Annotated in this window: 19 protein-coding genes; 17 read left to right on the top strand and 2 right to left on the bottom strand. The window is 37.8% G+C overall.

Annotated features, from left to right (window positions below):
• The first annotated feature begins 4 nt into the window (after nucleotides 1-4).
• From spoIIIAF to EFD62_RS04910, 16 genes are all read left to right on the top strand, one after another.
• A complete protein-coding gene (spoIIIAF, locus tag EFD62_RS04985) occupies nucleotides 5-631 on the top strand; it encodes a stage III sporulation protein AF (protein WP_069193633.1) in 627 nt (208 codons plus the stop codon).
• A 10-nt stretch (nucleotides 632-641) separates the two neighbouring features.
• Nucleotides 642-1265 (top strand): stage III sporulation protein AG, encoded by a 624-nt coding sequence (locus EFD62_RS04980; RefSeq protein ID WP_069193634.1) that lies wholly within the window; start codon nucleotides 642-644, stop codon nucleotides 1263-1265.
• A 105-nt stretch (nucleotides 1266-1370) separates the two neighbouring features.
• On the top strand, nucleotides 1371-2030 hold the full coding sequence (locus EFD62_RS04975; RefSeq protein WP_069193635.1) for a SpoIIIAH-like family protein: 660 nt from the start codon (nucleotides 1371-1373) through the stop codon (nucleotides 2028-2030).
• A gap of 94 nt (nucleotides 2031-2124) precedes the next feature.
• Nucleotides 2125-2538, top strand: a complete 414-nt coding sequence (locus tag EFD62_RS04970; RefSeq protein WP_069193636.1) for an Asp23/Gls24 family envelope stress response protein — start codon at nucleotides 2125-2127, stop codon at nucleotides 2536-2538.
• A 199-nt stretch (nucleotides 2539-2737) separates the two neighbouring features.
• Nucleotides 2738-3286: an alkaline shock response membrane anchor protein AmaP gene (gene amaP, locus EFD62_RS04965; RefSeq protein ID WP_069193637.1), complete on the top strand. Its 549-nt coding sequence runs from the start codon at nucleotides 2738-2740 to the stop codon at nucleotides 3284-3286.
• 13 nt (nucleotides 3287-3299) lie between these two features.
• The gene (locus EFD62_RS04960) at nucleotides 3300-3533 is read left to right on the top strand and encodes a DUF2273 domain-containing protein (RefSeq protein WP_069193638.1); all 234 of its coding nucleotides are present in this window, start codon (nucleotides 3300-3302) and stop codon (nucleotides 3531-3533) included.
• Nucleotides 3534-3576: 43 nt separating this feature from the next.
• Nucleotides 3577-4008, top strand: a complete 432-nt coding sequence (nusB, locus tag EFD62_RS04955) for a transcription antitermination factor NusB (protein ID WP_069193639.1) — start codon at nucleotides 3577-3579, stop codon at nucleotides 4006-4008.
• A 47-nt stretch (nucleotides 4009-4055) separates the two neighbouring features.
• Nucleotides 4056-5288, top strand: coding sequence for an exodeoxyribonuclease VII large subunit (gene xseA, locus EFD62_RS04950; protein ID WP_069193640.1), 1233 nt, complete (start codon nucleotides 4056-4058; stop codon nucleotides 5286-5288).
• A 32-nt stretch (nucleotides 5289-5320) separates the two neighbouring features.
• Nucleotides 5321-5563 carry an exodeoxyribonuclease VII small subunit gene (gene xseB, locus EFD62_RS04945; protein WP_069193641.1) on the top strand — a complete coding sequence of 81 codons (243 nt, stop codon included), beginning with the start codon at nucleotides 5321-5323 and terminating at the stop codon, nucleotides 5561-5563.
• Complete coding sequence (locus EFD62_RS04940; protein WP_069193642.1) at nucleotides 5553-6440, top strand: polyprenyl synthetase family protein; 888 nt, start codon at nucleotides 5553-5555, stop codon at nucleotides 6438-6440. The genes xseB and EFD62_RS04940 overlap by 11 nt, the downstream gene beginning before the upstream one ends.
• Nucleotides 6441-6477: 37 nt before the next feature.
• Complete coding sequence (locus tag EFD62_RS04935) at nucleotides 6478-6924, top strand: divergent PAP2 family protein (RefSeq protein WP_069193643.1); 447 nt, start codon at nucleotides 6478-6480, stop codon at nucleotides 6922-6924.
• Nucleotides 6925-7801: 877 nt separating this feature from the next.
• Entirely contained in the window at nucleotides 7802-8428 is a 627-nt protein-coding gene (locus EFD62_RS04930) for an Mg2+ and Co2+ transporter CorB (protein WP_069193644.1), read from the top strand.
• Nucleotides 8429-8548: 120 nt separating this feature from the next.
• Nucleotides 8549-10411, top strand: coding sequence for a 1-deoxy-D-xylulose-5-phosphate synthase (dxs, locus tag EFD62_RS04925; RefSeq protein ID WP_128705850.1), 1863 nt, complete (start codon nucleotides 8549-8551; stop codon nucleotides 10409-10411).
• Between the two features lie 47 nt (nucleotides 10412-10458).
• The gene (locus EFD62_RS04920) at nucleotides 10459-11271 is read left to right on the top strand and encodes a TlyA family RNA methyltransferase (RefSeq protein WP_069193645.1); all 813 of its coding nucleotides are present in this window, start codon (nucleotides 10459-10461) and stop codon (nucleotides 11269-11271) included.
• A 52-nt stretch (nucleotides 11272-11323) separates the two neighbouring features.
• Nucleotides 11324-12109, top strand: coding sequence for a hypothetical protein (locus EFD62_RS04915; RefSeq protein WP_069193646.1), 786 nt, complete (start codon nucleotides 11324-11326; stop codon nucleotides 12107-12109).
• 348 nt (nucleotides 12110-12457) lie between these two features.
• Nucleotides 12458-14407: a glycoside hydrolase family 9 protein gene (locus EFD62_RS04910; protein ID WP_069193647.1), complete on the top strand. Its 1950-nt coding sequence runs from the start codon at nucleotides 12458-12460 to the stop codon at nucleotides 14405-14407.
• Nucleotides 14408-14552: 145 nt separating this feature from the next.
• Here EFD62_RS04910 and EFD62_RS04905 read toward each other — a convergent pair whose 3' ends face one another.
• Nucleotides 14553-16328 (bottom strand): copper amine oxidase N-terminal domain-containing protein, encoded by a 1776-nt coding sequence (locus tag EFD62_RS04905; protein ID WP_128705816.1) that lies wholly within the window; start codon nucleotides 16326-16328, stop codon nucleotides 14553-14555.
• A gap of 528 nt (nucleotides 16329-16856) precedes the next feature.
• Here EFD62_RS04905 and EFD62_RS04900 point away from each other — a divergent pair.
• Nucleotides 16857-18545: a discoidin domain-containing protein gene (locus EFD62_RS04900; RefSeq protein ID WP_069193649.1), complete on the top strand. Its 1689-nt coding sequence runs from the start codon at nucleotides 16857-16859 to the stop codon at nucleotides 18543-18545.
• 62 nt (nucleotides 18546-18607) lie between these two features.
• On the opposite strand, the gene EFD62_RS04895 is transcribed toward EFD62_RS04900, so the two are convergent.
• A complete protein-coding gene (locus tag EFD62_RS04895; protein WP_069193650.1) occupies nucleotides 18608-24085 on the bottom strand; it encodes a diguanylate cyclase in 5478 nt (1825 codons plus the stop codon).
• Nucleotides 24086-24413: the final 328 nt, after the last annotated feature.

The raw sequence follows: 24413 nt of genomic DNA, 5'->3' as shown, positions 1-24413 counted from the left end.
AAAAATGATAGACTTTTTAAAAAACTGGGTTCTAAATGTCGTGACTCTTGTAGTATTCATTATGTTGATAGAGATGTTGATACCTTCGGGCAAAACAAAAAAGATTGTAAATCTGGTTACCGGATTTATTCTGGTAATCGGTCTTATAAATCCACTTCTAAAATTGGTTGGAAGTGGAATTGCCCTTGGTGAATTTCAGATGGCGGGCAGTAATTACATAGATAAGAAGGAGGTGATGATAAACAGTGAGGTCTTGGAGGAAAAGCAAATAAGGCAGATAACAAATGTATATAGAGAAAAGATTATAGCGCAACTCAAGTCAATAACACAGAATATTGAAGGAATAAAAGATGCAAAGGCCGATATCATAATCAATGAAGACTATACATCCGAGAGGTTTGGAGAAGTGAAAAAGGTTTATTTGTATCTGTCTTTGGAAGATGAGGACGAAGGAATAAAACGTGTTTTAAGTGTAAAGAAGGTGGAAATTGACCTTGGTCAATCCGAGGATATTGAACAGCAACACGAAAAACAGCTTGATGAGAAAATAAGATTTGAGCTGGAAGATAAAGTAGCCAGGCTTTTGAATGTACAAAAAGAGGATATTGTGATTTCTCTTGAAGAGGATTAAGGAGGATAAAATGGGCAAAATAAAAGAAACTATAGATCGTCTTAAGAGCATGTTGGATAAAGATAAAAACAGTAAATGGGGCGAAAATCTGGTCATACTTATTATAATTGGTGTGATTATAATAATCGCCGGAGGAACTCTGTTTGGTGGTAATAATAAGAAAAAAGACGAGAGCAACGTCATAAATAGTGAAGGTTTGGGAGATACTCAGGAAGTTTTAAATGTGGATGTCAGTGATGGGAAATCTGAGATGGAAAAAGATATAGAAAATATACTGGCTAAAATTCACGGCGTGGGTAAAGTCACTGTAATGATCACTTATGCGTCGGGAAAAGAGATAGTTCCTTATACCAATACGAGGAGAAATGACAACAGTACAGATGAGAAGGACAGTTCGGGAGGTACACGAAAGGCTGTTCAAAGCAGTTATGAAAGCAGTGTTGTGTATGAGGAGAGTGATAAAGGTGTAAAAAAGCCCATTATTGCAAAGGAGCTTATGCCGGAGGTGAAAGGTGTACTGATAGTTGCGGAAGGTGCATCGGATGCAACAGTGAGAGAGAATCTTATAAACTCGGTCAAAGTTTTGTTGGATATTCCTATTCACAAGATACAGGTTGTGGAAGGGGGAAAATAAATTTATCAAATGCGATTTATATAGATATAAAATCCTTGGAAATATAATATATATTTACTAAAAAACAGTTTACTATAAATCATATGCCATAAAGGGGGATTATTAATGATGGTTTTAAAGAGAAAACAAATTGTTGTATTGTCTTTGGTTCTTATGATTGTTGTAGCAGGATATTTACAGTACAGCTACAATAAAAGCGGTGTGTCTGTAAGTGACTCGGATGACATAGCGGTGAGTCAATCTGATGATGAAACCGCACGTTTGGGGGAAGCATTATATGTTGATAACACAATGGTTTTGGAAGAGGAAAAAAAGGAGGAAAAGAAGCAGGATAAGAAGGAAGATAGAAAAGAGGAAAACAACAAGGATAAGAATAAACAGGAAAACAAGGCGGTTCAGGCTTCAAAGGAAGCAAATGAGTTTTTTGCACAGGCGAAGATGGATAAGGATGTAACAAGGGCAAGAGACAAGGAGGAATTAGAAAAGATTACTAATGATTCGAATGCCACAGAAGATCAAAAATCTCAGGCTTATGAGCAAATGTTGAAGATTCTGGACAATTCCGATAGGGAAATGAGAATTGAAACATTGATAAAAAATAAAGGGTTTAGTGATGTGGTAGTATTCTTTGGGGATGATGGCAGCGTAGATGTGGTGGTAAAAGCTCCGAGTATTTCATCGGTAGACGTGGCACAAATTGCAGAAATAGCTTCACGGCAGGCTGGAGTGGATATAGCTGATGTTCATGTAACCAGTAAGTTCTAAAAATTTGTGTTTCCCAAAGTTGATAATATAATTTCATGGTGTTATAATATTTGATGTTGGCAAAACCTAACGGTTAAATTGCAGCAAAGGAGGTATGTATAAAGTGGACGATTTGAGCCAGAGTAGCTTGAGTGACAGAGGGACACTAAAAATTTCAGAAGAGGTTGTTGCTATTATTGCCGGCATTGCTGCAATGGAGGTTCCGGGAGTTGCTGGCATGAGCGGCGGAATTGCCGGTGGAATTGCTGAGATGCTGGGGAGAAAGAACCTATCTAAGGGAGTAAAGGTTGAAGTTGGAGATAAGGAAGCTGCAATAGATTTATATATAATTGTTGAATACGGGTGCAGAATACCGGATGTATCATGGAATATACAGGAAAAGGTCAAAAAGGCCATTGAGACCATGACTGGTCTTGATGTAATTGAGGTGAACATCCATATTCAAGGGGTAAATATTGAAAAGGAACATAAGAAGGATACGGACGAGGAACAGGTTAGGGTAAGATAGGTATATTGGAAATAAGTATTGGAAAAAATTAAATTAATAACCCGTGAGGGTTTATTTTTTTGGTAAAATGAAATATAATGTATATGTGATTTTGTGTTTGGATTAGCATACCAGTAAAATGTATAATTTGAATTAAAATATGTAATTTGAATTATGAATAGGTAACAGAAGACAAAACAAGAGAGGTGATTAGTGGTATATGAATATTATTTTCAGGTGTTTGCTGGCATTCTATGCATTTTGCCTGACGGTCATTTCGCTTATAACCATGATTGTTACATTAAGGCCCGAAATGCTTGACGGTGCCTTGGCGTTTCTTATGACAAATATTTTGGCCGATCGGGGTTTGACGGTTTTGCTCTTTATTATTGAGCTTATCTTTTTTGGCCTCAGTCTCATGTTTCTATTATCGGGAGTAAAAAGTGACAAGGATAAAAAATCTATCAGCAAATATAATAATGTTGGAGAGATAAGAATATCATTAAATACAATTGAAAGCATAGCCCTTGCTGCTTCAAGAAAGCTTGGAGGTGTTAAGGATAACAAGGCCTATGTGACAAAGCACGGGGATAATGTTGTGATATGTATAAAGACAATAGTGATGCCCGATATAAATATTCCCGCTCTTCTTGAGGATATTCAGCTGAAGGTTAAAAAGTCTGTTGAAGAAACTACTGGTATTGGAGTAAGTGAAGTAAAGGTATCGGTGGAAAATACATATATCGGTTATAGGTCCAGAGTTGAGTGATGGAGGTTTTTTTATGACAAATAAAGAGAAAGTGATTGAGTTTTACAAATCCCATTATGGGGAGATAAATGGAGCACTCACGGGCTTTATTTTAGCCGTTTGTATTTTAATTATAGGTTTCTTCCAGACGGCATTTATTGCAATATGTGTTGGGATAGGTTATTATATTGGGAAAAAGATTTCACAGGACAAGGATTATATAAAAAATCTTCTAGACAGGATTTTGCCGCCGGGTACATACAGATAACTATGAAATAAACTGCACAGGAATTTTTAGGAGGAAAGAATTAATGGGAAGAAGAGCATCCAGGGAAATTGCCATGAAGCTTTTATATCAGCTTGAAATACAGAAAGATTCAAAGGAAGAACAGGTAAGTAACACCCTGGAACAACACGATTTAAATGATAAAGACAGGGAGTACACTCTGGATATTGTGGACGGAGTTTTTGATAATCGAGAGGAGATAGACAGGACCATTGAAAAGTATTCAAAAGGATGGAGACTGTCGAGGATTTCTAAAGTAGATTTAGCAATTTTAAGACTTGGTATATATGAGATATGCTATAGAAAAGATATACCGTTTACCGTGTCCATAAATGAGGCTGTGGAGCTGGCGAAAAATTATAGCGGGGAAGAAAGCGGTTCCTTTGTAAACGGGATTTTAGGAAAGGTTGCTAAAGTAAAATTATTGCCTGTAGACGGAAATGAAGATAATGGGTAATAAGATAAAGGATAGTATTTTAAGAATAATGTTTAAGGTGGAAATCCATGGGGGAACTTCCGGGCAACAATTGCGAGAATATATTAACAGTTTCAGCGGTTAACAAGTATATCAAAGAGAGCATGTCAAGGGATCTGATCCTGTCAAATCTCTGGGTTAGGGGAGAAATATCAAATTTTAAGAATCATTCCTCGGGACATATGTATTTTACGCTTAAGGATGAGAACTGTTTACTTAAATGTGTAATGTTTAGAACGCATAACTTACATCTTAGATTTATGCCCGAAAATGGCATGAAGGTAATAATAAAGGGCTATATTTCGGTGTTTGAAAGGGATGGGCAGTATCAGCTTTATGCAGAGGAAATGCAAAACGATGGAATAGGAAATCTTTATATTGCTTTTGAACAGCTAAAGACGAAGCTTTCAAGTGAGGGTCTCTTTGACCCGGCATATAAGAAAAAGATTCCGTTTATGCCAAGATCGATAGGAGTGGTCACGTCTGCTACCGGCTCGGTTATCAGAGATATTATGAATGTTTTGGACAGACGGTTCTATAATTCATGTATAAAGATATTTCCCGTCCGGGTTCAGGGGGAATCTGCTTCTTTAGAAATAAGCCATGCGATAAATAAATTAAATGAAATTGGCGGTGTGGAGGTCATTATTCTCGCTAGAGGCGGAGGGTCTTTAGAAGAATTATGGCCGTTTAATGAAGAAATAGTGGCAAGAAGCATATTTAATTCTGCCATACCGATAATATCGGCCGTAGGTCATGAGACGGATTATACAATTGCGGATTTCGTTGCAGATTTGAGGGCACCTACTCCTTCGGCAGCTGCAGAGCTGGTAATGCCTGAAAAACTGGCTATTATTAATAGGATAAGGGAGCTTAATCTGAGGCTCGTAAGTTCATTATTGAGAAATGTCAAGCATAAAAGGGAAACACTCGTAAAGTTGGCTGATTCTGCAGCTTTTAGACAGCCCTATGATAGAATATATCAGGAAAGAATGAAGCTTGATGTTTTGAACAGGGATTTGAAAAAGAGCATGCTTACTACGCATGAAAGGGCAAAAGCGAAGCTTGGATTTTTGATAGGAAAGCTTGACGCATTAAGTCCGCTTACTATATTATCAAGAGGGTATGGGATTATAAAGTCCGAAAAAGACGGTACCCTTGTAAAATCCGTTAACGACGTTGATGTTGGCACGGAAGTTGAAGTAAGTATAGAAGATGGCAGGCTTTACTGTACGGTAATGAATAAGACATCATATAAATAAATTTTCGCCTGAAAGAAAGGCAGGTAAAGGTAATGAAAAAAGGTTTTGAAGAATCGTTAAAAGAGCTTGAGTCAATAGTGAAACAGCTCGAAAGAGGGGAGTTACCCTTAGACGAATCTATTGAAATGTTTCAAAAGGGTATTACTCTTTCAAAAGATCTTAGCAAAATGCTTGATGATATGGAAAAGAGAGTGTCTATCTTGATAGAGGATGAAAATGGGATGATAAAGGAAGAAAATTTTATAGGGGCGGGTGACGATAAGAGTGGACTTTAAACAGCAGCTTGATAAATATGTTGATAAAATAAATGAATATCTTGATAGGTGTATTACGGAAAAAGAACTTCCTGAGAAGCCTTTATACAGCGCAATGAAATATAGCATCATGGCAGGAGGAAAGCGACTTCGGCCGGTTCTATCCCTTGCAGTCTGCGATATGCTGGATGGAAACGTGGAAGAAGTGCTTCCTTTTGCATGTGCTGTTGAGATGATTCATACATATTCTCTGATACATGATGACCTTCCGGCCATGGACAACGATGATTTCAGGAGAGGGAGACCTACAAACCATAAGGTATATGGGGAGGCATTGGCAATACTTGCCGGTGACGGGCTTTTAAACCTGGCGTTTGAGACAATGCTGGAGAGTATAATAAAAAGCGGCGATAAGGAGCAAGCGGCAAGGGCAGCAGGGGTAATTGCAACGGCTTCCGGATCAAAGGGCATGATTTCCGGGCAGGTTATTGACCTTGAGTCGGAAGGAAAGCAGGTGGATACAGACATTCTTAATCGTATGCATAGATTCAAAACCGGAGCACTGATAAAAGCACCGGTGGTTTCAGCGGCGATCCTGTGTAAAGCAGAGGCAGACGATATAGAAAAACTGGATAGCTTTGCTGAAAACTTAGGTCTCGCATTTCAGATTAAGGATGACATACTGGATGTAGAAGGTAATACTGAGAAGCTTGGCAAGAAGGTTGGCAGCGATGCTGACAATAATAAATCTACATATGTCAGCCTATATGGATTGGAAAGATCAAAGGAAATACTATCGGATGTTACCAAGAAAGCTATTGCTTCTCTTGAAAAATTCGGAGAAAAAGCAGTTTTTCTTAAAAGTCTTGCAGATTATCTGCTAGTGAGAGAAAATTGATACCATTATTAGTTAATTAGTTGGCGGGGGTGTGCCAGTGACAATAGTATATAGTATCTTGTCTAACAAGACGATTACTGTGCCCGTATTTGCATGGTTTATAGCACAATTTTTAAAGGTAATTAATGTTATTGTTGTTGAAAGGAAATTGGATTTTACCAGATTTATCGGTTCCGGTGGCATGCCGAGTTCACATTCATCATTTATTGTTTCTCTTTCAACAGTGGTTGGCAAAATCAATGGAGTAAGTTCCGTAGAATTTGGAATATCTGTGGCGGTGGCTGCAATTGTTATGTATGATGCTGCAGGAGTTAGAAGAGCTGCCGGAAAGCAGGCAAAGGTATTGAATAAGCTTATATTTTCCCAAAAAGAGGAAGATAGGAAGAATTTCGATGAAAACCTAAAAGAGCTTATAGGGCATTCGCCATTTGAGGTCTTTATGGGGGCTTTGCTTGGTATACTGATGGGGCTTTGTTTCGCATAAGCGAGCATAAGTAAAATATTTAACGTATAATTAGATATGAGTAAAGTAAAAGCCTTAATTAATGTTATTGCAATGTTTTTAACTGAATGTGATTCTTTAAACGTTTGTTTTTATGTGATATAATTTTAAACCATGGGAGCTTAAATGCAACCGAGAAAAAGTTAATAAAAATGCTAATAAAACAGGGTGGTGCAGTATTCTAGTCAGTACTGCCGGTTCTGAAGACGGGCCTAAAAATCCGTTTAAGGGCACATCGATGAAGTTCCTGGTGCTGGCTTGTTACGCCCAGTAGTGGGCTGGTGCTGGGAGTTAAGGTTTAGGGGCGATCCGCAATGGCATGCGGGCGTTGACCCCTCTACCGTGGAGACCCTACCTTGTGGAAGTAAGGTACACTGTAAACATAATAACCTTGTTTATGTGTAAACCCTTCTACGAGCCGGGAGTAAACCTGTTATGCGATACCGATCAAAGGTGTTGTGAACAGAGTAGCCTGCCTTGAGTGGGATTGGTGGATAATGGTCAGGTGTAGAAGTATTGGCCAATACATATACACTATAGCAGTTTGAAACCAATTTTGCAAAAGAGGCTAGGAATCGGATAGACTGTTGGGGAAAACCCCTAGACTGTTCGATAACGAGTTATGCTGGGGATTGCAGTGTGGACTAAGTGGTAATCAGGCCCCGCTTTCTATGAAGAAGCGGCTGAAGGTTTAAAGGGAAACCGCTGATTTGGCGACATTCAGTACCTTCTGTGGAAATCATGCCTGACCTAAGCCGCAAAATTTACTCAGTATATATCCACCCTGTGTTATAGTATATTAATGGATTTGAATTTTTTTGCTTTTACTTATTTTACGTCTTTAGGAGGAAGACTTTAAGTGGATGATAATTATAGACATCCTTTAAATGAGAAAAAAATGAAGTTTCGCTCCAATGTTTTGGGCACAAAAAACGGAAATACCCGATGGGTTGTACTTATAACAATATGCGCTTTTTTATTGTCTTCAAGTCTTTCATTTGTATCATCAAGTTTGCTTGAGGATGTTAATATTTTTTTTTCAATTTTGATCGTACTTATTATCGTTTTAATCGGAATTGTTTTTGATATTATCGGAATTGCAGTAACATCAGCGGATGAATCTCCGTTTCATGCTATGGCTTCAAGAAGATATTATGGTGCAAAGCAGGCCATAAGGCTAATAAGAAATGCAAACAAGGTATCGAGTGTTTGCAATGATGTAGTGGGAGATATATGTGGAGTAATAAGCGGTACTGCAAGTGCATTTATAGTTTTTAAGGTCGCACGGTCAGCCAGCGGAATTGCTGTTACTTTGGTGGAATTAAGCTTTGCAGGCTTTGTTGCAGCTCTTACTATAGGCGGAAAAGCTATTGGAAAAACTATTGCTATTGAGAATAGTAACTATATTGTTTATAAAGTCGGTGTTGTTGCAAAGTTTGTAATGGATAGACTCGGTTTTGGCAAGAAAAAAAAGAAGAAATCATGAAAATATGCTATTATAAGAAAAGAAAGCATATCATGGCTAAAAATATATTGGCTAAAGAATAAAATGGAAATAACAAAGGAAATAGATTGAAAGAGAGTTGATTCCAGGTTGGAATATATATTGGATAATATTAATTCATCTGATGATATAAAAAAACTGAATTTAGAGCAGATAAAGGAGCTCGGAAATGAGATTAGGTCTTTTCTTATTGAAAAGGTCTCGAAAACGGGTGGACATCTTGCTTCCAACTTGGGAGTTGTAGAGTTGACGCTCGCGCTTCATAGGGTATTTAACACTCCGGAGGATAAAATTATATGGGATGTAGGACATCAATCCTATGTTCATAAGATTATTACCGGCAGGAAGGATAAATTTGATACTATAAGAAAGCTTGGGGGTCTATCCGGTTTTCCGAAGTCAATGGAGAGTGAACACGATGCCTTTAATACGGGACATAGCAGCACTTCCATATCTGCAGCCTTAGGTATTGCAAAAGCAAGGGATCTTAAGAAGGAGAAGCATTCGGTTATTGCTGTTATCGGGGACGGTGCTCTTACCGGGGGAATGGCTTTTGAAGCATTAAATGATGCCGGAAGTTCACCGAATAATCTTATTGTTGTATTGAATGATAATGAAATGTCAATCTCCAGGAATGTAGGGGGGCTATCCTGCTATTTGAGCAAGATTCGAACAGAGCCGTTCTACTTCAAAGTTAAGGAAGATATCGACATTATTTTAAACAAAATACCGGCAATAGGAAAAAGCGCTGTCAAAGCTCTTGACAGGGTAAAAGGTACAATAAAATATATGATAATGCCGGGGATATTGTTTGAGGAATTGGGATTTAAGTATTTGGGGCCAATTGACGGACATAATATTGCGGAGCTGGAAAATGTCCTTACGAGGGCAAAAAACACCAAAGGTCCTGTATTGGTGCATGTGTGTACCCAAAAGGGAAGGGGCTATACCTACGCTGAAGAAAACCCTGCTGTTTTTCATGGTATCTCACCCTTTGAGATTGAGACGGGAGAGGTCATCGCCCACAAGGTTCCGGGGTATTCAGATGCGTTTGGAAGGGAAATTGTCAGAATTGCTCAGAAGGATGAAAGGGTTGTTGCCCTTACAGCGGCAATGCCCCATGGGACAGGCCTTGACAAGTTCTCAAAGACATTTCCTGAAAGGTTTTTTGATGTGGGCATAGCCGAACAGCATGCGGTAACCTTTGGTGCCGGACTTGCTAAGAATGGGATGATTCCGGTTATAGCTCTCTATTCATCTTTTCTCCAGAGGGCTTATGATCAGGTGGTGCATGATGTGGCTCTTCAAAATTTGCATGTGGTTTTTGCGATAGACAGAGCTGGAATAGTCGGTGAGGATGGGGAGACCCATCAAGGTATTTATGATATATCTTTCTTGAGGCATATTCCCAATATGGCTGTTGTTGCACCTTGTGATTATAATGAATTGGCCAAGATCCTTGAGTATGCTGTGTTGGAGCATGACGGTCCGATAGCGATAAGGTATCCGAGAGGTGCGGGAGCAGAAAAGCTTTTTGATACACCTGATGTAAAGTTGGGACAATCCCTTCTTATAGGAGAAGGCGGTGATGTTACTATCGCGGCCGTGGGCAATAAGGTGGGGGTAGCTCTGGAAGTCGCCGAAAAGCTTAAAAAGGTGGGTTTGTCTGCGGATGTAATTTACTGCAGGTTTATAAAGCCCCTTGACTCAAATACGATTATAAACTCAATACAGAAGACAAAAAGACTTGTAACAATAGAGGATAATACCATTGAGGGCGGATTTGGAAGCAGGATTCTGGAAACAATAAATCAGAAGGGTATAAACGTTAAGACAAGGATGTTTGGATATCCGGATGCTTTTATTCCCCATGGTTCAACTAAAGAGCTTACGCATATATATAGACTTGACCCGGATTCTATTTTTAATGATATTTTGAAAGAAATAAGCAAAAGCAGGATATAAAAATCAGGTTATAAATAAGATGATTGGAAAATTCGGAGGAAAGTTTTTTGAAAAAGGAAAGACTGGATGTCCTTTTAGTTAGCAAAGGACTTTTTGAAAGCAGAGAAAAGGCAAAGAGCTCCATAATGGCAGGAGTAGTATTTGTAAACGATAAAAAAGAAGACAAGCCGGGTGTCAAGGTGGATGTGGATTCTGTTATCAGGATAAAGGAGAACATTCATCCTTATGTGAGCCGGGGAGGACTTAAACTGGAAAAAGCGATAAAAACCTTTGGAATTGTTCTTAAAGACAAGACAGCAATTGATATAGGAGCATCGACTGGCGGCTTTACCGATTGTATGCTAAAAAACGGGGCAAAAAAGGTTTTTGCAATAGACGTGGGTTATGGACAGCTTGCATGGGAGCTTAGGAATGATGAACGTGTTGTATGTATGGAGAGAACGAATATTAGGTATGTAAAGCCGGAAGACCTTGGTGTTCTTGCGGATTTTTCATCGATAGATGTTTCTTTTATATCGCTAAAAAAGGTTATTCCCGTTGCAATGAACCTTACAAACGATGATGGAGAGCTTTTATGCCTTATTAAGCCTCAGTTCGAAGCCGGACGTGAAAAGGTTGGAAAGCATGGAGTTGTTCGTGATAAAAAAGTGCATGAGGAAGTAATAAAAGATATTATTGATTTTTGCCTAAAATCAGGACTAAAGGTACGAGGACTTGACTTTTCACCTATTAAAGGACCGGAAGGCAATATTGAGTATCTTGTTTATTTGTCCAAAAAAGAGGGCAGCATAGAAGAAGAGGATCTTTTTGCACTTGCAGATAAAGTTGTTGATGATTCTCACATGGAACTATCCTCATAAAGGGGAGTTTATCGAATCTGAGATTTATGAAATACAGGAGGCTTGGAATTCAATGAAGAAGGGCTTGCTAAGACAATTTCCAAAGCAAATTAGAGAAAAAATAATTGACTATACTATTGAGAGCTATGAGTTAAGAGATGTGATACTAAAGCTTATTGAAAACAATCCTAAGTTCATAATAAGAATGTATTTAAATGACGATGGCCTTAGGGATATATTGGAAGAGAAAGATTTGGAAATGATTAAGAATAGGCTGAAGTCTGTCTTGACCTATGAATGGTTTTATTTTGAGTTCAAAAAAGCTGTGAAAGAGAACATGGATTTATTTTTACGGGACATAGCCGAGAGCTTTGCTTTTTCAATACTTTATGAGAATAAGTATGAATATGATGAGGCCAGTGGAAAAATAAAGGATTGCGGCAAGTATAATCTTGCTGATTACAACAAGCTGGGTGACTTTTTGTGCGATTATGGACTTATGACATGCAAAAATGACAGTTATATTGATATGGACCCGGATAATGACACATCACATTTTGACGCAATTGCTCAAAACTATTTGCACCAAACACTAAAACAACTCTTAATGGATATATATAACGCACGTCGAGATGACTTTCTAAAGTTCTTTGGTATTGACCGAAATCAGGTACTGAGTGATATGGACTTTGAAGAACTTGAATATGAGCTTTTTGAATTCTTTGATACAGATTTTCCAATGCTTGATTTGAATAATCCGGTAGGCATTGCGGCAGAATTGGTATCCCAAGTTGAGGAAATGGATGTGAAAATGCTATTTGATATGGGAAAAGATGCAGTAATATCGAAAGGGAAATAGCAAGGTAGTAATATTATTTAGAGATATATTGCGTCGGTTATTGAACTATTTTAGATTTGCAGGTATAATTAAATTAAACCAATAGTATTCTTTTTGATTACGATTTACTTTGTGTTCTTTACTAAAATTCCTATCTAATATTTTAGCTAAGTATCAGCAAATTATTAATATCTTAGTACCAGCAATTATCTGTATTAAAATATCCGGATTTTATACTCAGATTTATAATACCTGAAGATAATAAATAATTAAACTTGTAGAAGAAGGGAGGGCTCGTAGTATTGCAGTTTAAATTATATTGACTCAGGTATTTTGTAATTTAATAGAAAAGGGGATGTGGGTAAAAAAATGAGTAGAATTGCGTTAAAAAACAGCATGAGGAAACGCATTTTGTCATTGGCCATTGCGGTGGTGATGTTGAGCTTGACCGGAATACTATCTCCGGGATTAATTGAGTCCGAAGTGTTGGCCCAAAAAGTGACAGAGAATTATCAATTTGATTCACGAGTTCGCCTAAACTCGATAGGCTTTATACCGAATCAGAATAAGAAGGCGACTATTGCTGCAAACTGTTCAACCTTTTATGTTGTTAAGGAAGATGGTACAATAGTGTATACTGGAACAGCATCTTCAATGTTTGATAATGACACTAATGAAACTGTTTACATAGCTGATTTTTCACCTGTCAATGAAGAAGGGACCTATTATCTGGCAGTGCCGGGAGTGGGGAAAAGTGTAAACTTCAAAATTACATTGGACGTATATGAAGACGCCTTTAAGACTGCAATGCTGGGAATGTATTTGCTGCGTTGCGGTACTAGCGTATCGGCTACCTATAATGGAATACACTATTCCCATGGGGTATGCCATACTAATGATGCCTATCTTGACTACATAACCGGACAACATACGCTCAAGGACAGCAAAAAAGGCTGGCATGATGCGGGCGATTACAACAAATATGTGGTAAATGCCGGTATTACTGTTGGCTCAATGTTTTTGGCTTGGGAGCATTTCAAGGATCAGTTGGAGCCTATAGCTCTGGAAATCCCGGAGAAATCAAATTCAATACCGGATTATCTCGATGAAATAAAATACGAGATAGATTGGCTTTTTACCATGCAATACCCTGATGGAAGCGGAAAAGTGGCACATAAAGTTTCCACAAGGAATTTTGGCGGTTTTATTATGCCTGAAAATGAACATGACGAAAGATTTTTTGTGCCTTGGAGCAGTGCCGCAACAGCAGACTTTGTTGCCATGATGGCCATGGCTGCAAGAATATTCAGACCCTATGACCCTGACTATGCGGATAAATGTATAAATGCGGCAAAAGTTAGCTATGAGTTCTTAAAAGCAAATCCTGCAAATGTCCTTGCGAACCAAAACGGATTTACAACGGGGGAATATGCAACTGTCAGTGATGCCGATGACAGATTGTGGGCAGCTGCAGAAATGTGGCAGACTTTGGGGGATGAGGAATATCTTAAGGATTTCGAAACTAGGGCAACTCAAGTATCAAAAAAAATTGAAGATGACTTTGACTGGGATAATGTTGGGAATTTGGGTATGTTCACCTATCTACTATCGAAAAGAACGGGCAAGAACCCTACATTGGAGCAGTCAATAAGGAATAGTCTTATTTCGACAGCAGATTCCATTGTTAGGACCAGCCAAAACCATGGATATGGCAGGACTCTGGGTACAAAATACTACTGGGGATGCAACGGTACGGTTGTAAGACAGACCATGGTATTGCAGATGGCGAATAAAGTTTCTCCTAACAGCGACTATGTAAATGCAGCTCTTGATGCGATTGGACATGTATTTGGAAGAAACTATTACAATAGGTCCTATGTGACTGGACTTGGTATAAATCCGCCTATGAACCCACATGACAGACGTTCCGGAGCAGATGGAATAAGGGAACCATGGCCGGGTTACCTTGTAGGAGGCGGATGGCCTGGAGCAAAGAACTGGGTAGATATTGAGGACAGCTATGAAACTAACGAAGTTGCCATAAACTGGAATGGAGCATTGATTTATGCGCTTGCAGGCTTTGTTAACTATGACTCTACTGAACCTGAGATAATGTACGGAGATGTAAATGACGACGGAAAAGTAAACTCCACCGATTTAACTTTACTAAAAAGATATGTGCTTAAATCTGTTTCGGTCTTGCCTTCTACTGAGGCAGAAAAAGCCGCAGATGTAAATCGTGACGGAAAGATTAATTCCAGTGACATTACAGTGCTCAAAAGGCATTTGTTAAAAATAATTGTTCAACTACCACTATAACAAGGTGACAAATGTGCACCTACTTCTTGGGTTATAATGGGTAAAGCCCTGCAGTAAAAAGTAGCTGCAGGGCTTTTAGTTGGCCTCTTAGAATGAAATGAAAGAGGCCAAAGCGAAGGGACTCGATGTCCCGAACTTTTAGTTATCAATTACTGAAAAAGTCCAGTATCAATTCTTGTACGGAATTTTCTATATCTCTTGCATATCTAAAACCGCATATCATCTGAGAACTGTCTTTGATTTTTAGGACGGAATCAAAATCTGTTACTTCTGCAACATTAGAATCATAGTCAAAAATCCCAAGCTCGTTTTTTGAGGATTGACCGACTTCGGAAATGCTATTGGATTTTACGTTGTTTTTATAGGCCTCGGATTTGGTTTTTCTCAATATGTATTTCAGTTCTTCTTCACTTAGCAATCGGAATCCTCCATTGTGTTCGAAGATGGTGGAGGTGCCGTAGTTGTTTTTCTTGAAGGAATAATACTCTTCGATCCCCTGACTTTTACTTTTCTCATTACAGAACATATAAAGATCCAAACTGTTCTTTATTTCGACTGTGCCATATTTTTCTTGTGTCTCAAATACTGCCGGGTAATCTTCGGATTTAATATTTAGATTGTATTTGGAGTTATATTGTTTGATATCAATTTTATTCTTTGAGAGGCTATTCCACTCCCTGATTGTCACTAGATTTTTGCTCACATAGAAGGGCTTTACGGTTATTTTTTTGCCGTTATCATCGATGAAGGTTCCACCTTCGATTCTGACTAAGTTTGAAAGGTCGAATCCTTGCGGAAAGTACTTTTTTATGAGACGAGCTTCATTTTCTTTTAAAGTCATTTTCTTTGTATAAGTAGCTTTTGACAGCAAAATATCTTCAACTGTGGCGTTTTTACCGGAAGTGGACGACTTTTTTAGATTGATTTTGGTACCGTTTATTTCGATGGAATTGATAATGCTGTCCATAATATCTTCATTCAGATACTTGATTTCCATAGGGTCATAAATAAATGAAAAGACGTATAAATTTCTGTCATTATATATAAAGAGCTTTTTATTCATTAGGTTATAGCCTGTTTCTTTGATTTGATAAGGCCTAAACCCCTTTGTGGTTACAAAGGTAAAGCCGCTTTTTTCAATAACCATAAGATCTTCCGGCTTTAAGTCCGAGAAATATATGTATTGGCCGATAAGCTGTTTGTTTGTTCTTGTCACATTCTTGAAAATCTGTACAGAGAATGAATCGACCGTCTCCAGATTATATGGTGAAAAAATAACGCCACCCTTTGACAACTCAAGGAGGGACTGGCCTTTGAACATATTTTCTTCTGTAAAGTTGAGATTATTAACAGTGCCGTCTTCCTTAAAGGTATAATGTGCGAATTGCTCTATAGCAGAGCCTTTCATGCCTTTTGGTACAAAGGTAAACAGATTATAAAGTTCATTGTAATAGCTTGACTCGGGCATTTTCCCAGTTTCATTTCCGCTTGATGATTCGGTTGTAATTGTAACAACTTTGCTTTTATCGTCCCATCCTACGGAAGCGCCAAAAGCTTCTCCGATAAACCGTAAGGGAACAAAAGTCCTGCCTCCGACAATAACTGAGGAGGTATCAAGCTTTATTTCCTTATTATTCACTTTAGCGGTTTTCATGCCTACAACCAATGAGATCTCGACCCCTTGTTTTTTTACTACTACCTTACGCTCTTTTTCAACCCAATCAACTTCGGCATTAAGGGATTCGGAAATAAATCTGATGGGCACCATTGTTCTTGAGTTGCTGTCAATATAGGGTTTTTGATCAACAAAATTAACTTTTTCTCCATTTACAATAATTGAGATATTTGCATTGGCCCAAGCAGCCATCGGAAAACATAGAGTAAGAATACATATCACTGTGAATAACAGCTTTTTCACCATATAATCAGCTCCTCGCAATTTAGAATGTTATATATTTTTATATATGAAATGTAAGCAGCTTTTGGAAATGGGCTACTAAACAGAATTATACTATAAATAAAGCAAAAATAATACAAGCTTAATCTATTTTTAATAAATTTTTCTAAAGTTAAGTTTATATAATTTCTATTATATAGATGGAAGATAAGAAGTTGATGATATATTTTTTATATTACAAATTGCAAAAATAAAGTTACAAAATAGATTATTTTCTCTTTTATTTGAAAGAAATATGTGGTAATATATATTTGGAAAATATATTTTTTTAGAGATATTATCTCATAAATCAATATTTGTAGATTTTTTCAATGAAGCCATTACATAGCAACTCTTCGCGGATAAAAATTGATCATACCAAATAAACAGCCTTAATACAAGCAAGTAATATTACCATTTGTTTTATAACTACACTGGTAGAAGTCCTCCGATAAGTAAATGGAGGAGGAATTCATAGAAATAATATTTAAATTTTCAAAGGGAGGAATGGTAATGAAAAAAAGGATATGCATCCTTTTGGCAGTTATTATTGTGATGACTGTCAGCCTGCCTCTGGTGACATGGGGGGCAGATGATATTTATCCGGGATTTAGAGTCCAGGGTAGATTTTTGTACGACAAAAACGGAGAAAAGGTAGTACTGTATGGAGTAAATGAAATGTCGATCTGGGGCGACATTGACGGTGATGTAGCACTTCCTGAGATTAGAAAAACAGGAGCTAATGCAGTAAGGCTTGTATGGTCAATTACAGGACCTGCAAGAAAACTGGATATTTTGCTTTACAACTGCCGCTTGAACAATATGATACCGATTATTGAGCTCCATGATGCTACCGGTGAGTGGCAGAAACTCCCGACTCTTGTTGACTATTGGACAAGACCTGATGTAGTTGAAGTGTTAAAGAAGCATGAGGAATATCTCATTATCAATATCGGTAATGAAGTAGGTGCACAGGTCTCGGAGTCGGATTTCAAAATAGGATATGAAACGGAGATAAAGAGAATGAGAGCTGCCGGAATTCATGTTCCTCTTATGATTGACGGTGGTGACTGGGGTAAGGATATTAATATTCTTCAGGCAACTGGTCCATACCTGATAAATGCTGACCCCGATAAAAACCTTTTATTCTCGGTACATATGTGGTGGCCCTATATGTGGGGATACAGTGAAGAGAAGGTAATTGATGAAATAAAAGAATCTGTTGAAATGGATTTGCCACTTGTTGTAGGGGAGTTTGGACACCAATGGGAAGAACACGACAATGGCAAAATCCCTTATAAAACTATATTGGAACAATGTTATAAGAATGAAGTGGGATATCTGGCATGGTCATGGGGGCCGGGTAACCAACCTCAGACTTTTTTGGATATGACCACCGATGGAACTTTTGATACATTAAGAGGATGGGGATTGGAGGTTTGCATTACAGACCCTTACAGCATAAAGAATATTGCAGTTCGTCCTGCTTCAATGCTTGCAGAACCTACAACCGAGCCTCCGGTAACAAACATCCCTAAAGGAAGTATTGCCCATAACAAGCCTGTATTTGTATCTTCGACAGAATCGGGTTACGGTAATATACCGGAGAATGCAGTCGACGGAAATATAGCAACCAGGTGGTCATCGGAGTATAGCGACCCCCAGTACATATATGTTGACTTGGAAGATGAGTATGAAATTGAAAGGGTATATATTGAATGGGAGACTGCATATGCCAGTCAATATAAAATCCAAGTATCCAATGATGCAAGCACATGGACCGATGTGTATACCGAGTACAATGGAGATGGAGATATTGATGATATTTCCATTGATGCAAAGGGAAGGTATATAAGAATCTATTGTCTGCAGAGGGCAACTCAATATGGAAACTCTATATTTGAGTTGGGAGTTTATCCAAAGGGTGGAGCTCCTGAGCCTACTCCTACAGGTGTTGAGATTTTAGTGGGAGATGTCAATATGGATGGTAAGATTAACTCAACGGACTTGACAAGGATAAAAAGACATATATTGAAGATGATTACACTTACAGATTTGGAGTTGGCGGCAGCAGATGTTGACGGAAATGGAGTTGTAAATTCTACAGATCTTACAATGATAAAGAGGTATTTACTGAAAATAATACCCGGATTTCCGGGCGGAGATAGAAGAATTGTGCCTCCAGGCCCTATATTTTACTAATAGGTATTAAAGTTTGAGGGGGTCTTTAGCCCCCTGATTTTTTTTAGTTTTGTCCTTTTGGTTTATGGCATTGATAAAATGCCGGATATGACGTTCCCTAAAGTACCGAGAAAGTTCAATTCATTAAAGCCGTATTCTTTTCGGTTGATGGGGCAGGAAAGGTATAGAACCCCTTTGATGTCCTTTCCCTTTAATATGGGTTCAACCACAATTGAGTGAAGTATTGGCTCACCGGTTTGAGAATCAAGTACATTCACATTGTCCCAATCCACCAGATAAGTTCCGGTTTTTTGCTTTATTACCTTATCTACGATTTTTCTATTGTAGCTTTCTTCCTCAACCCATCCCGGTACAGTACTTTTTCTTGCATAGACTTTTAAAACTTTGTAGCTTTGTTCCTGACAGGTTATGAGAATGCCGTATTCCGAATCAAAGGTATCTATTATCGTACCAAGCACTCGGTATATTTTATCCTCAAGGGGCATTATTTCGTTGGACAACCGGACGATTTCTATCAAAGAAAGAACATTTCTTTGGTCGTGCATAACATTACCGGATATTATGCCGGCCAGCTTATCCATTCTTTTAGATAGTTTCCGCATCCTTGTGTTCCAGAGAGAGACGCGGTTTCGTCCCGATTCTTTTGCATGATAAAGAGCCTGGTCGGCTTTGGCTATAAGCTCATTACGGATGCTGCCGTGCTTTGGATAGCAGGATATACCGAGGCTGATGGTAAGATTATTTCCCTGACCCATTAAGCGGGCTTTTTCCACCGTACTTCTCAGCCTTTCAGCAAGAGATTCGGCTTCACTGGAACTGGTATCCGGTAGTATAATTACAAATTCTTCGCCTCCGTACCTGCAGCAAATATCTGTTGGCCTAATATTTTTGAGTAAAATATTTCCAACATTTGAGAGGATTTCATCCCCCTTTTGATGTCCATAGTTATCATTTACGCTCTTAAACTTATCAATATCAATCATGACTATAGACAACTGACTTTTTTCTCTGACAGCCTTCTTGATTTGAGTTTCGATAGCACTTTCGAAGAATTTTCTTGTGTAAGCTCCCGTCAATTTGTCAATGGATGAAATTATTCTTAGGTCGTAATTCTCTATTTGAAGAGCAGCAATTTTTGAGAGAAGCTTAACCATACCGAAGCTATGCCAAGAAAATTGATTAAATACATTTCTAGTTGAAAGATAAATATATCCTTTAATATTATAATCGCTGGATTCCCGGTGTTTTCTTTTTGTCTGTTTGATAGACGTGCATTTGTCACTGGGATCATGACCGTATATAGGAATACAGATAACAGCCTTGACACCTCCGGGAAGGAATATATCGGTATTACCTATTTTTTTATCAAAACTGTTAGCGACAAGTATTCCATCAATATTTTCATTAACACGCTCGATTATATAGTTATAATAATCGGGCTCTGTATTGTCAGTACGTACAACAAAGGCATCCAGCTCGTTATTATCGTTGTACCGGAGTATATAGCCTGTTTCTGCCGACGTTAGGTTGCATGCGGCTTCAAGGATCATCTTAAGGTTATTAAGGTAATCGGAAGTAGAATTCATTATCAAATTTTCTATGATTCCGATTTTTTCCTCATCCAATTTCGAAGGAGAGTTTTCACCGGCATCCGAAGTTATACTGTTTCCAGACTGTTGAAATATGAATTCATAGTTTATTCCGTCAAAAAAATGTTGGATAATACTTTTACTGTTATTGATTTTATTGCGCATCTGTCGTTGGACTAAGAGTTCCTGTTCCTTTAGATTATCTGCTTTTAGGGATAGGAGTCTAGCCCTGGGTTCCTCGTGGTTATGGGAAAACAAAAATGAATTGTGAAATTCAACGGGAACTTTTTGCACAAGATGATACAGTGCATCTAAGGCCTTTATATAGTTTATGCCGGATAAACTTTTTTCCTTAATGGAATAATAAATATTACCGATTGCGCGGTAGCCTTTCCATCTTAAACGCAGACTTTTATATTCCTCATTTAACTCTAAAGACTTATTAATGATTTCAATTCCAGGGTTGCCACCTTCGCAGGTCCCATAGAGTATAAGATACTCAATTTCCAGCTTTTTTGTATTAACAGTCGTGCTGAGTTCTAGGCTTTTTCTCAGAAGACAGCGGGATGCCTCTATGTTATCGAAAGCAATTAATGCCTCCGCAAGCTGGTGGAGCACATCTCTTCGCTCCTTGATGGTGGAACAGCATTCGTAGTTTTTCAGTAAAGTCAGGGCATTTTGGAAAAGAAGCTCTGAATCATTCCGGCTTGAGGTATAATGTTCCGATAGAAGGACAAGGCAATTTAGAGTCAAGCTCTCTTTGGTGCTTGACTTTTTGCATGTGTTTATTCCTTTTAGTGCCATGGCCTTTGCTTCCTCAAAGCATCCTATTTCAAAGTAGTATCTTGCGGCATATTCATAGAAAATTTGAAGGTCATGACCGCGATCTGAATTCTTTTCCATTTCCTGAGTTACCTTAAGTAGATATTCATAGGATTTTTGATATTCGTCCACCTCAAGGTAGGCAAGCATAATATTTTTATTGACAGTAAACAGCAGAGAATTAAGCTCACTTTCCCTTGCTTGTTCTTCACACTTAAAGTAGTATTCCAGTGCTTGGGTATAATTGTCTTCCAATCGGTGAGTTTCCCCAAGGTTGTCATAACAGCTTGATATTCCTTCAACCATATTGTTTGCAAGATTTATCTGAAGGGATTTTTCAAAATATTCTCGGGCTTTTGCATTATCGTTTAAAAATTCGGCAAATACTGTGGCAATGTTGTTGAGGGGATAGGCTATTTCAACATTTTCATTGATTTTTTGATAAAGCTCTATACTTTTGTTATAGCAATTCAAAGCCTCGTTTATATTTGACTGTTCCAGGTAATGGGTACCGAGAACATTATAAAGCGAGGCATGGTAGAAGGAGTATTTTTCGTCACTATATTCCGAAAGTACCTTGTTAATCATATCTATTGCTTCTTCGTTTTTTCGCTTAAATATATATACCCAGCATATGCGTCGGACGGCTTCAAGATAGCCCTCCACATAGCCTGTTTCTTTGGACAACATTAAGGACTCGTTTAGTGAGACCAGTGCTCGGTCAAAATCATTTTTTCTTGTGTACAGGGCACCAATCATTTCCTTGACTTTTGCAATTGCAACTTTATCATCGAACTCCACCGCATATTTCAAAGCCTCATTGTAGCAGTCAGAGGCCTTTCGGTTTTCTCCTTTCCTGCGATAAAGTTCACCCATCATCAGGAGAATCTTTATGGTGTCTTTTATAGAGGAAATATCCTTCGCTATCTGACGTCCTTTTTTCAGATAGGCCATGGTTTGGGCATTGATGTGGAGTTTTAACATTCTGTCTGCCGATTCTATAATAAGATTTAAAGCCTTTTGCTTTTCACCGGTTTTTATATAATGATAAATAAGCTCATCCTTATTTACTCTGTTCTCGTCTTTATACATTTCCTCTAAAATTTCGGAGCATTTTTTATGAAGGGCTTTTTTTCTAGAGGGTTCAATCTTTTTGTATATTTCATTTTTAATTTTTTTCGAGTGGAAATCATAGGTGTAGCCCCAGTCCGCAAGTCTTTGCTCTACTATCTGGTGGGAAATAAGCTCCGCAAGTATATCCCTTATGTCATCGTGGGAAGCGTCCAATATTGACTCAATTACCTCAAAGGATACTGGCATATTGAAAGCTGAAATTGTTTCTAAAGCTTTATATGAAATCTCATCCAAACTATTTATATGCTTCCACACAGCTTCATGCATGCTTGGGGGGATATAGAGCCTGGAGTAATCGGCATCTTCATCGAATTCGGTGCTCCATTGTCCGTTGTTGTCAATGTAGAGCTTTCCCTCTTTAAACAATGCTGTAATAGCATCAATTATAAAGCCTGGGTTTCCTTCGGTATAACGGAACATTTCTGTGCAGAAGGCAACAGGACAACTTGTTATTGCAAGGACGTTTTTTATAAATTCGCAGGTTTCTTCGAAGTCAAATCTGGTAAGGCTGACCTCATTGGCAATAGATGAGCTTAACCATTTGTGAATATATTTTTGTCCTGCCTTGTTTTTGAGCATAGGTTCTTTCTGGTAGGACAGAATTATGCAAAGTGGAGTCTTTTTTGAGCTTGAAAGATAGTCAATAAGCTCTAAAGTAGCCTCGTCCAGCCATTGGGCATTGTCAAATATCAGAACAGATACTTCCTTTTCCAAAACATTGGATATAAAGTTGGATAATCTCACTTTAAGTCTCAGCTTTTCCTTTTCGTCAGGCAGAGCTGGACTTGGAATCGCCCCTTTTAAGCTTTTTTCATCCGGCAGGATTTTTACAAGCTCGGATTTAAAGCTTTCCAATATTTCAGACGGCGAAAAGGGTATTAGCTGTTCCAGTATCTGTTTTACCGGTTCATAGGTGTTTTCCTCGTTCTCGGAAGACACACCGTGTAATACCCTTATTTTGTCAAGAGACATAGAAAACAGAAATTCGCTTAAGAGTCTTGTTTTACCAATACCAGCTTCACCGGTTATACAGGTTATTTTTTGCTTGCATGTATTGTTTGAAACTTCATTTACCCATAGATTTAGCTGGTTTATGTTTTCATCTCTTCCTATGAGCTTAGTTTTAGTTATAATTTTTTCAAAATATTTATTGTGAAAATGGGTCTTCTTAATATTGCATATTTCTTCAATTTCCTTAATAACAGAGTATACGTCTGTGTATTGGTCTGCAGGATTGATGGAAGTAAGTCTATTGATAACGTCGAGTATTCTTTTCCTATCGACATTATCCGGTACGGATTTTAAGGATGAAGGATTGTTTCGGTACTGCTCCCAGATATTTAAGAAGTTATTTCTGTTGGGGTTCTTACCTGTTAGAAGGTAAAAAATCAAAACTCCCAGAGAATAGAGATCCCCAAGATCATTTTTCTTTTTGGACTTTATTTCTTCAGGCAATTTAAACTGGTTGGATATTTTCTTTAACCGGAAAACTGTCTTTTCCATATCTTCATTTCCGGGCATGCCAATCAGTTTTGCGCAAGGCTTGCCATCGACTTCGGTTATAATGATACTTTTATGGTCAAGATTTTTAAAGGAAAACCCTCTTCGGTGCAAATAGGCTAGAGCATTGCATATTTGAAGAAGAATGTCGATCTTTTTTTCAAAGCACATGTTTGAAACGGCATTAATTATATTTTTGCCTTTTATATATTCATAGGTGCAATAGTACTGTTTGGATGACGTCAGGGTACCATCAATGGATTGTATCGCTCCAAAGCCATAAATTTGCATAAGGTTAGGATGAGATAAAGAAGAAAGAGTGACAAACTCCCTTCTAAAATTCTCCATGGTTTTTAAAGGTATCAGCTCCGGATTGATGAACTTAAGAGCCATTCTTTTATTATCATTTATCATGTCTGAAACAAGATATAATGTATTTGATAAGTCTTCATTAATAATTGTGATTACCTTATATCTGTTGTTGAGTATGTTCATATTTATTATCAACTCCTGAAATCATGCAATCTGTATAAAAGATGTATACAAATGCGACACAGTATAAAAAAACCAAAGAATATTTGTACAAATCAAAATATGGAAATGCAATGGGGTACAGCTGAAAAAACAGCATTATACCACTTATTATTTATTATCGAATAAAACTAAAGAAATAATTATAATTAATAATTATATTTAATAATTAAGTATTATTAATTGTTGTGCTTTTACAATTTATTGTATATAATTATTGCGAAAAGACCCTTTTAGATTTATATATTAAGTGTATGGGATTATTTAGGGATGATCATAATACAGAATATTA

This window comes from Acetivibrio mesophilus, assembly GCF_004102745.1.
Lineage (GTDB): Bacteria > Bacillota > Clostridia > Acetivibrionales > Acetivibrionaceae > Hungateiclostridium > Hungateiclostridium mesophilum.
The sequence above is the reverse complement of the archived record's forward strand: the minus strand, read 5'-3'. Positions and strand labels throughout refer to the sequence as shown.

Excerpts from the sequence above, each read along its gene's own strand:
- spoIIIAF (WP_069193633.1), top strand. The coding sequence starts at position 5 with ATGATAGACTTTTTAAAAAACTGGGTTCTAAATGTCGTGACTCTTGTA.
- EFD62_RS04980 (WP_069193634.1), top strand. The coding sequence starts at position 642 with ATGGGCAAAATAAAAGAAACTATAGATCGTCTTAAGAGCATGTTGGAT.
- EFD62_RS04975 (WP_069193635.1), top strand. The coding sequence starts at position 1,371 with ATGATGGTTTTAAAGAGAAAACAAATTGTTGTATTGTCTTTGGTTCTT.
- EFD62_RS04970 (WP_069193636.1), top strand. The coding sequence starts at position 2,125 with ATGTATAAAGTGGACGATTTGAGCCAGAGTAGCTTGAGTGACAGAGGG.
- amaP (WP_069193637.1), top strand. The coding sequence starts at position 2,738 with ATGAATATTATTTTCAGGTGTTTGCTGGCATTCTATGCATTTTGCCTG.
- EFD62_RS04960 (WP_069193638.1), top strand. The coding sequence starts at position 3,300 with ATGACAAATAAAGAGAAAGTGATTGAGTTTTACAAATCCCATTATGGG.
- nusB (WP_069193639.1), top strand. The coding sequence starts at position 3,577 with ATGGGAAGAAGAGCATCCAGGGAAATTGCCATGAAGCTTTTATATCAG.
- xseA (WP_069193640.1), top strand. The coding sequence starts at position 4,056 with ATGGGGGAACTTCCGGGCAACAATTGCGAGAATATATTAACAGTTTCA.
- xseB (WP_069193641.1), top strand. The coding sequence starts at position 5,321 with ATGAAAAAAGGTTTTGAAGAATCGTTAAAAGAGCTTGAGTCAATAGTG.
- EFD62_RS04915 (WP_069193646.1), top strand. The coding sequence starts at position 11,324 with ATGAAGAAGGGCTTGCTAAGACAATTTCCAAAGCAAATTAGAGAAAAA.
- EFD62_RS04910 (WP_069193647.1), top strand. The coding sequence starts at position 12,458 with ATGAGTAGAATTGCGTTAAAAAACAGCATGAGGAAACGCATTTTGTCA.
- EFD62_RS04905 (WP_128705816.1), bottom strand. The coding sequence starts at position 16,328 with ATGGTGAAAAAGCTGTTATTCACAGTGATATGTATTCTTACTCTATGT.
- EFD62_RS04900 (WP_069193649.1), top strand. The coding sequence starts at position 16,857 with ATGAAAAAAAGGATATGCATCCTTTTGGCAGTTATTATTGTGATGACT.
- EFD62_RS04895 (WP_069193650.1), bottom strand. The coding sequence starts at position 24,085 with ATGAACATACTCAACAACAGATATAAGGTAATCACAATTATTAATGAA.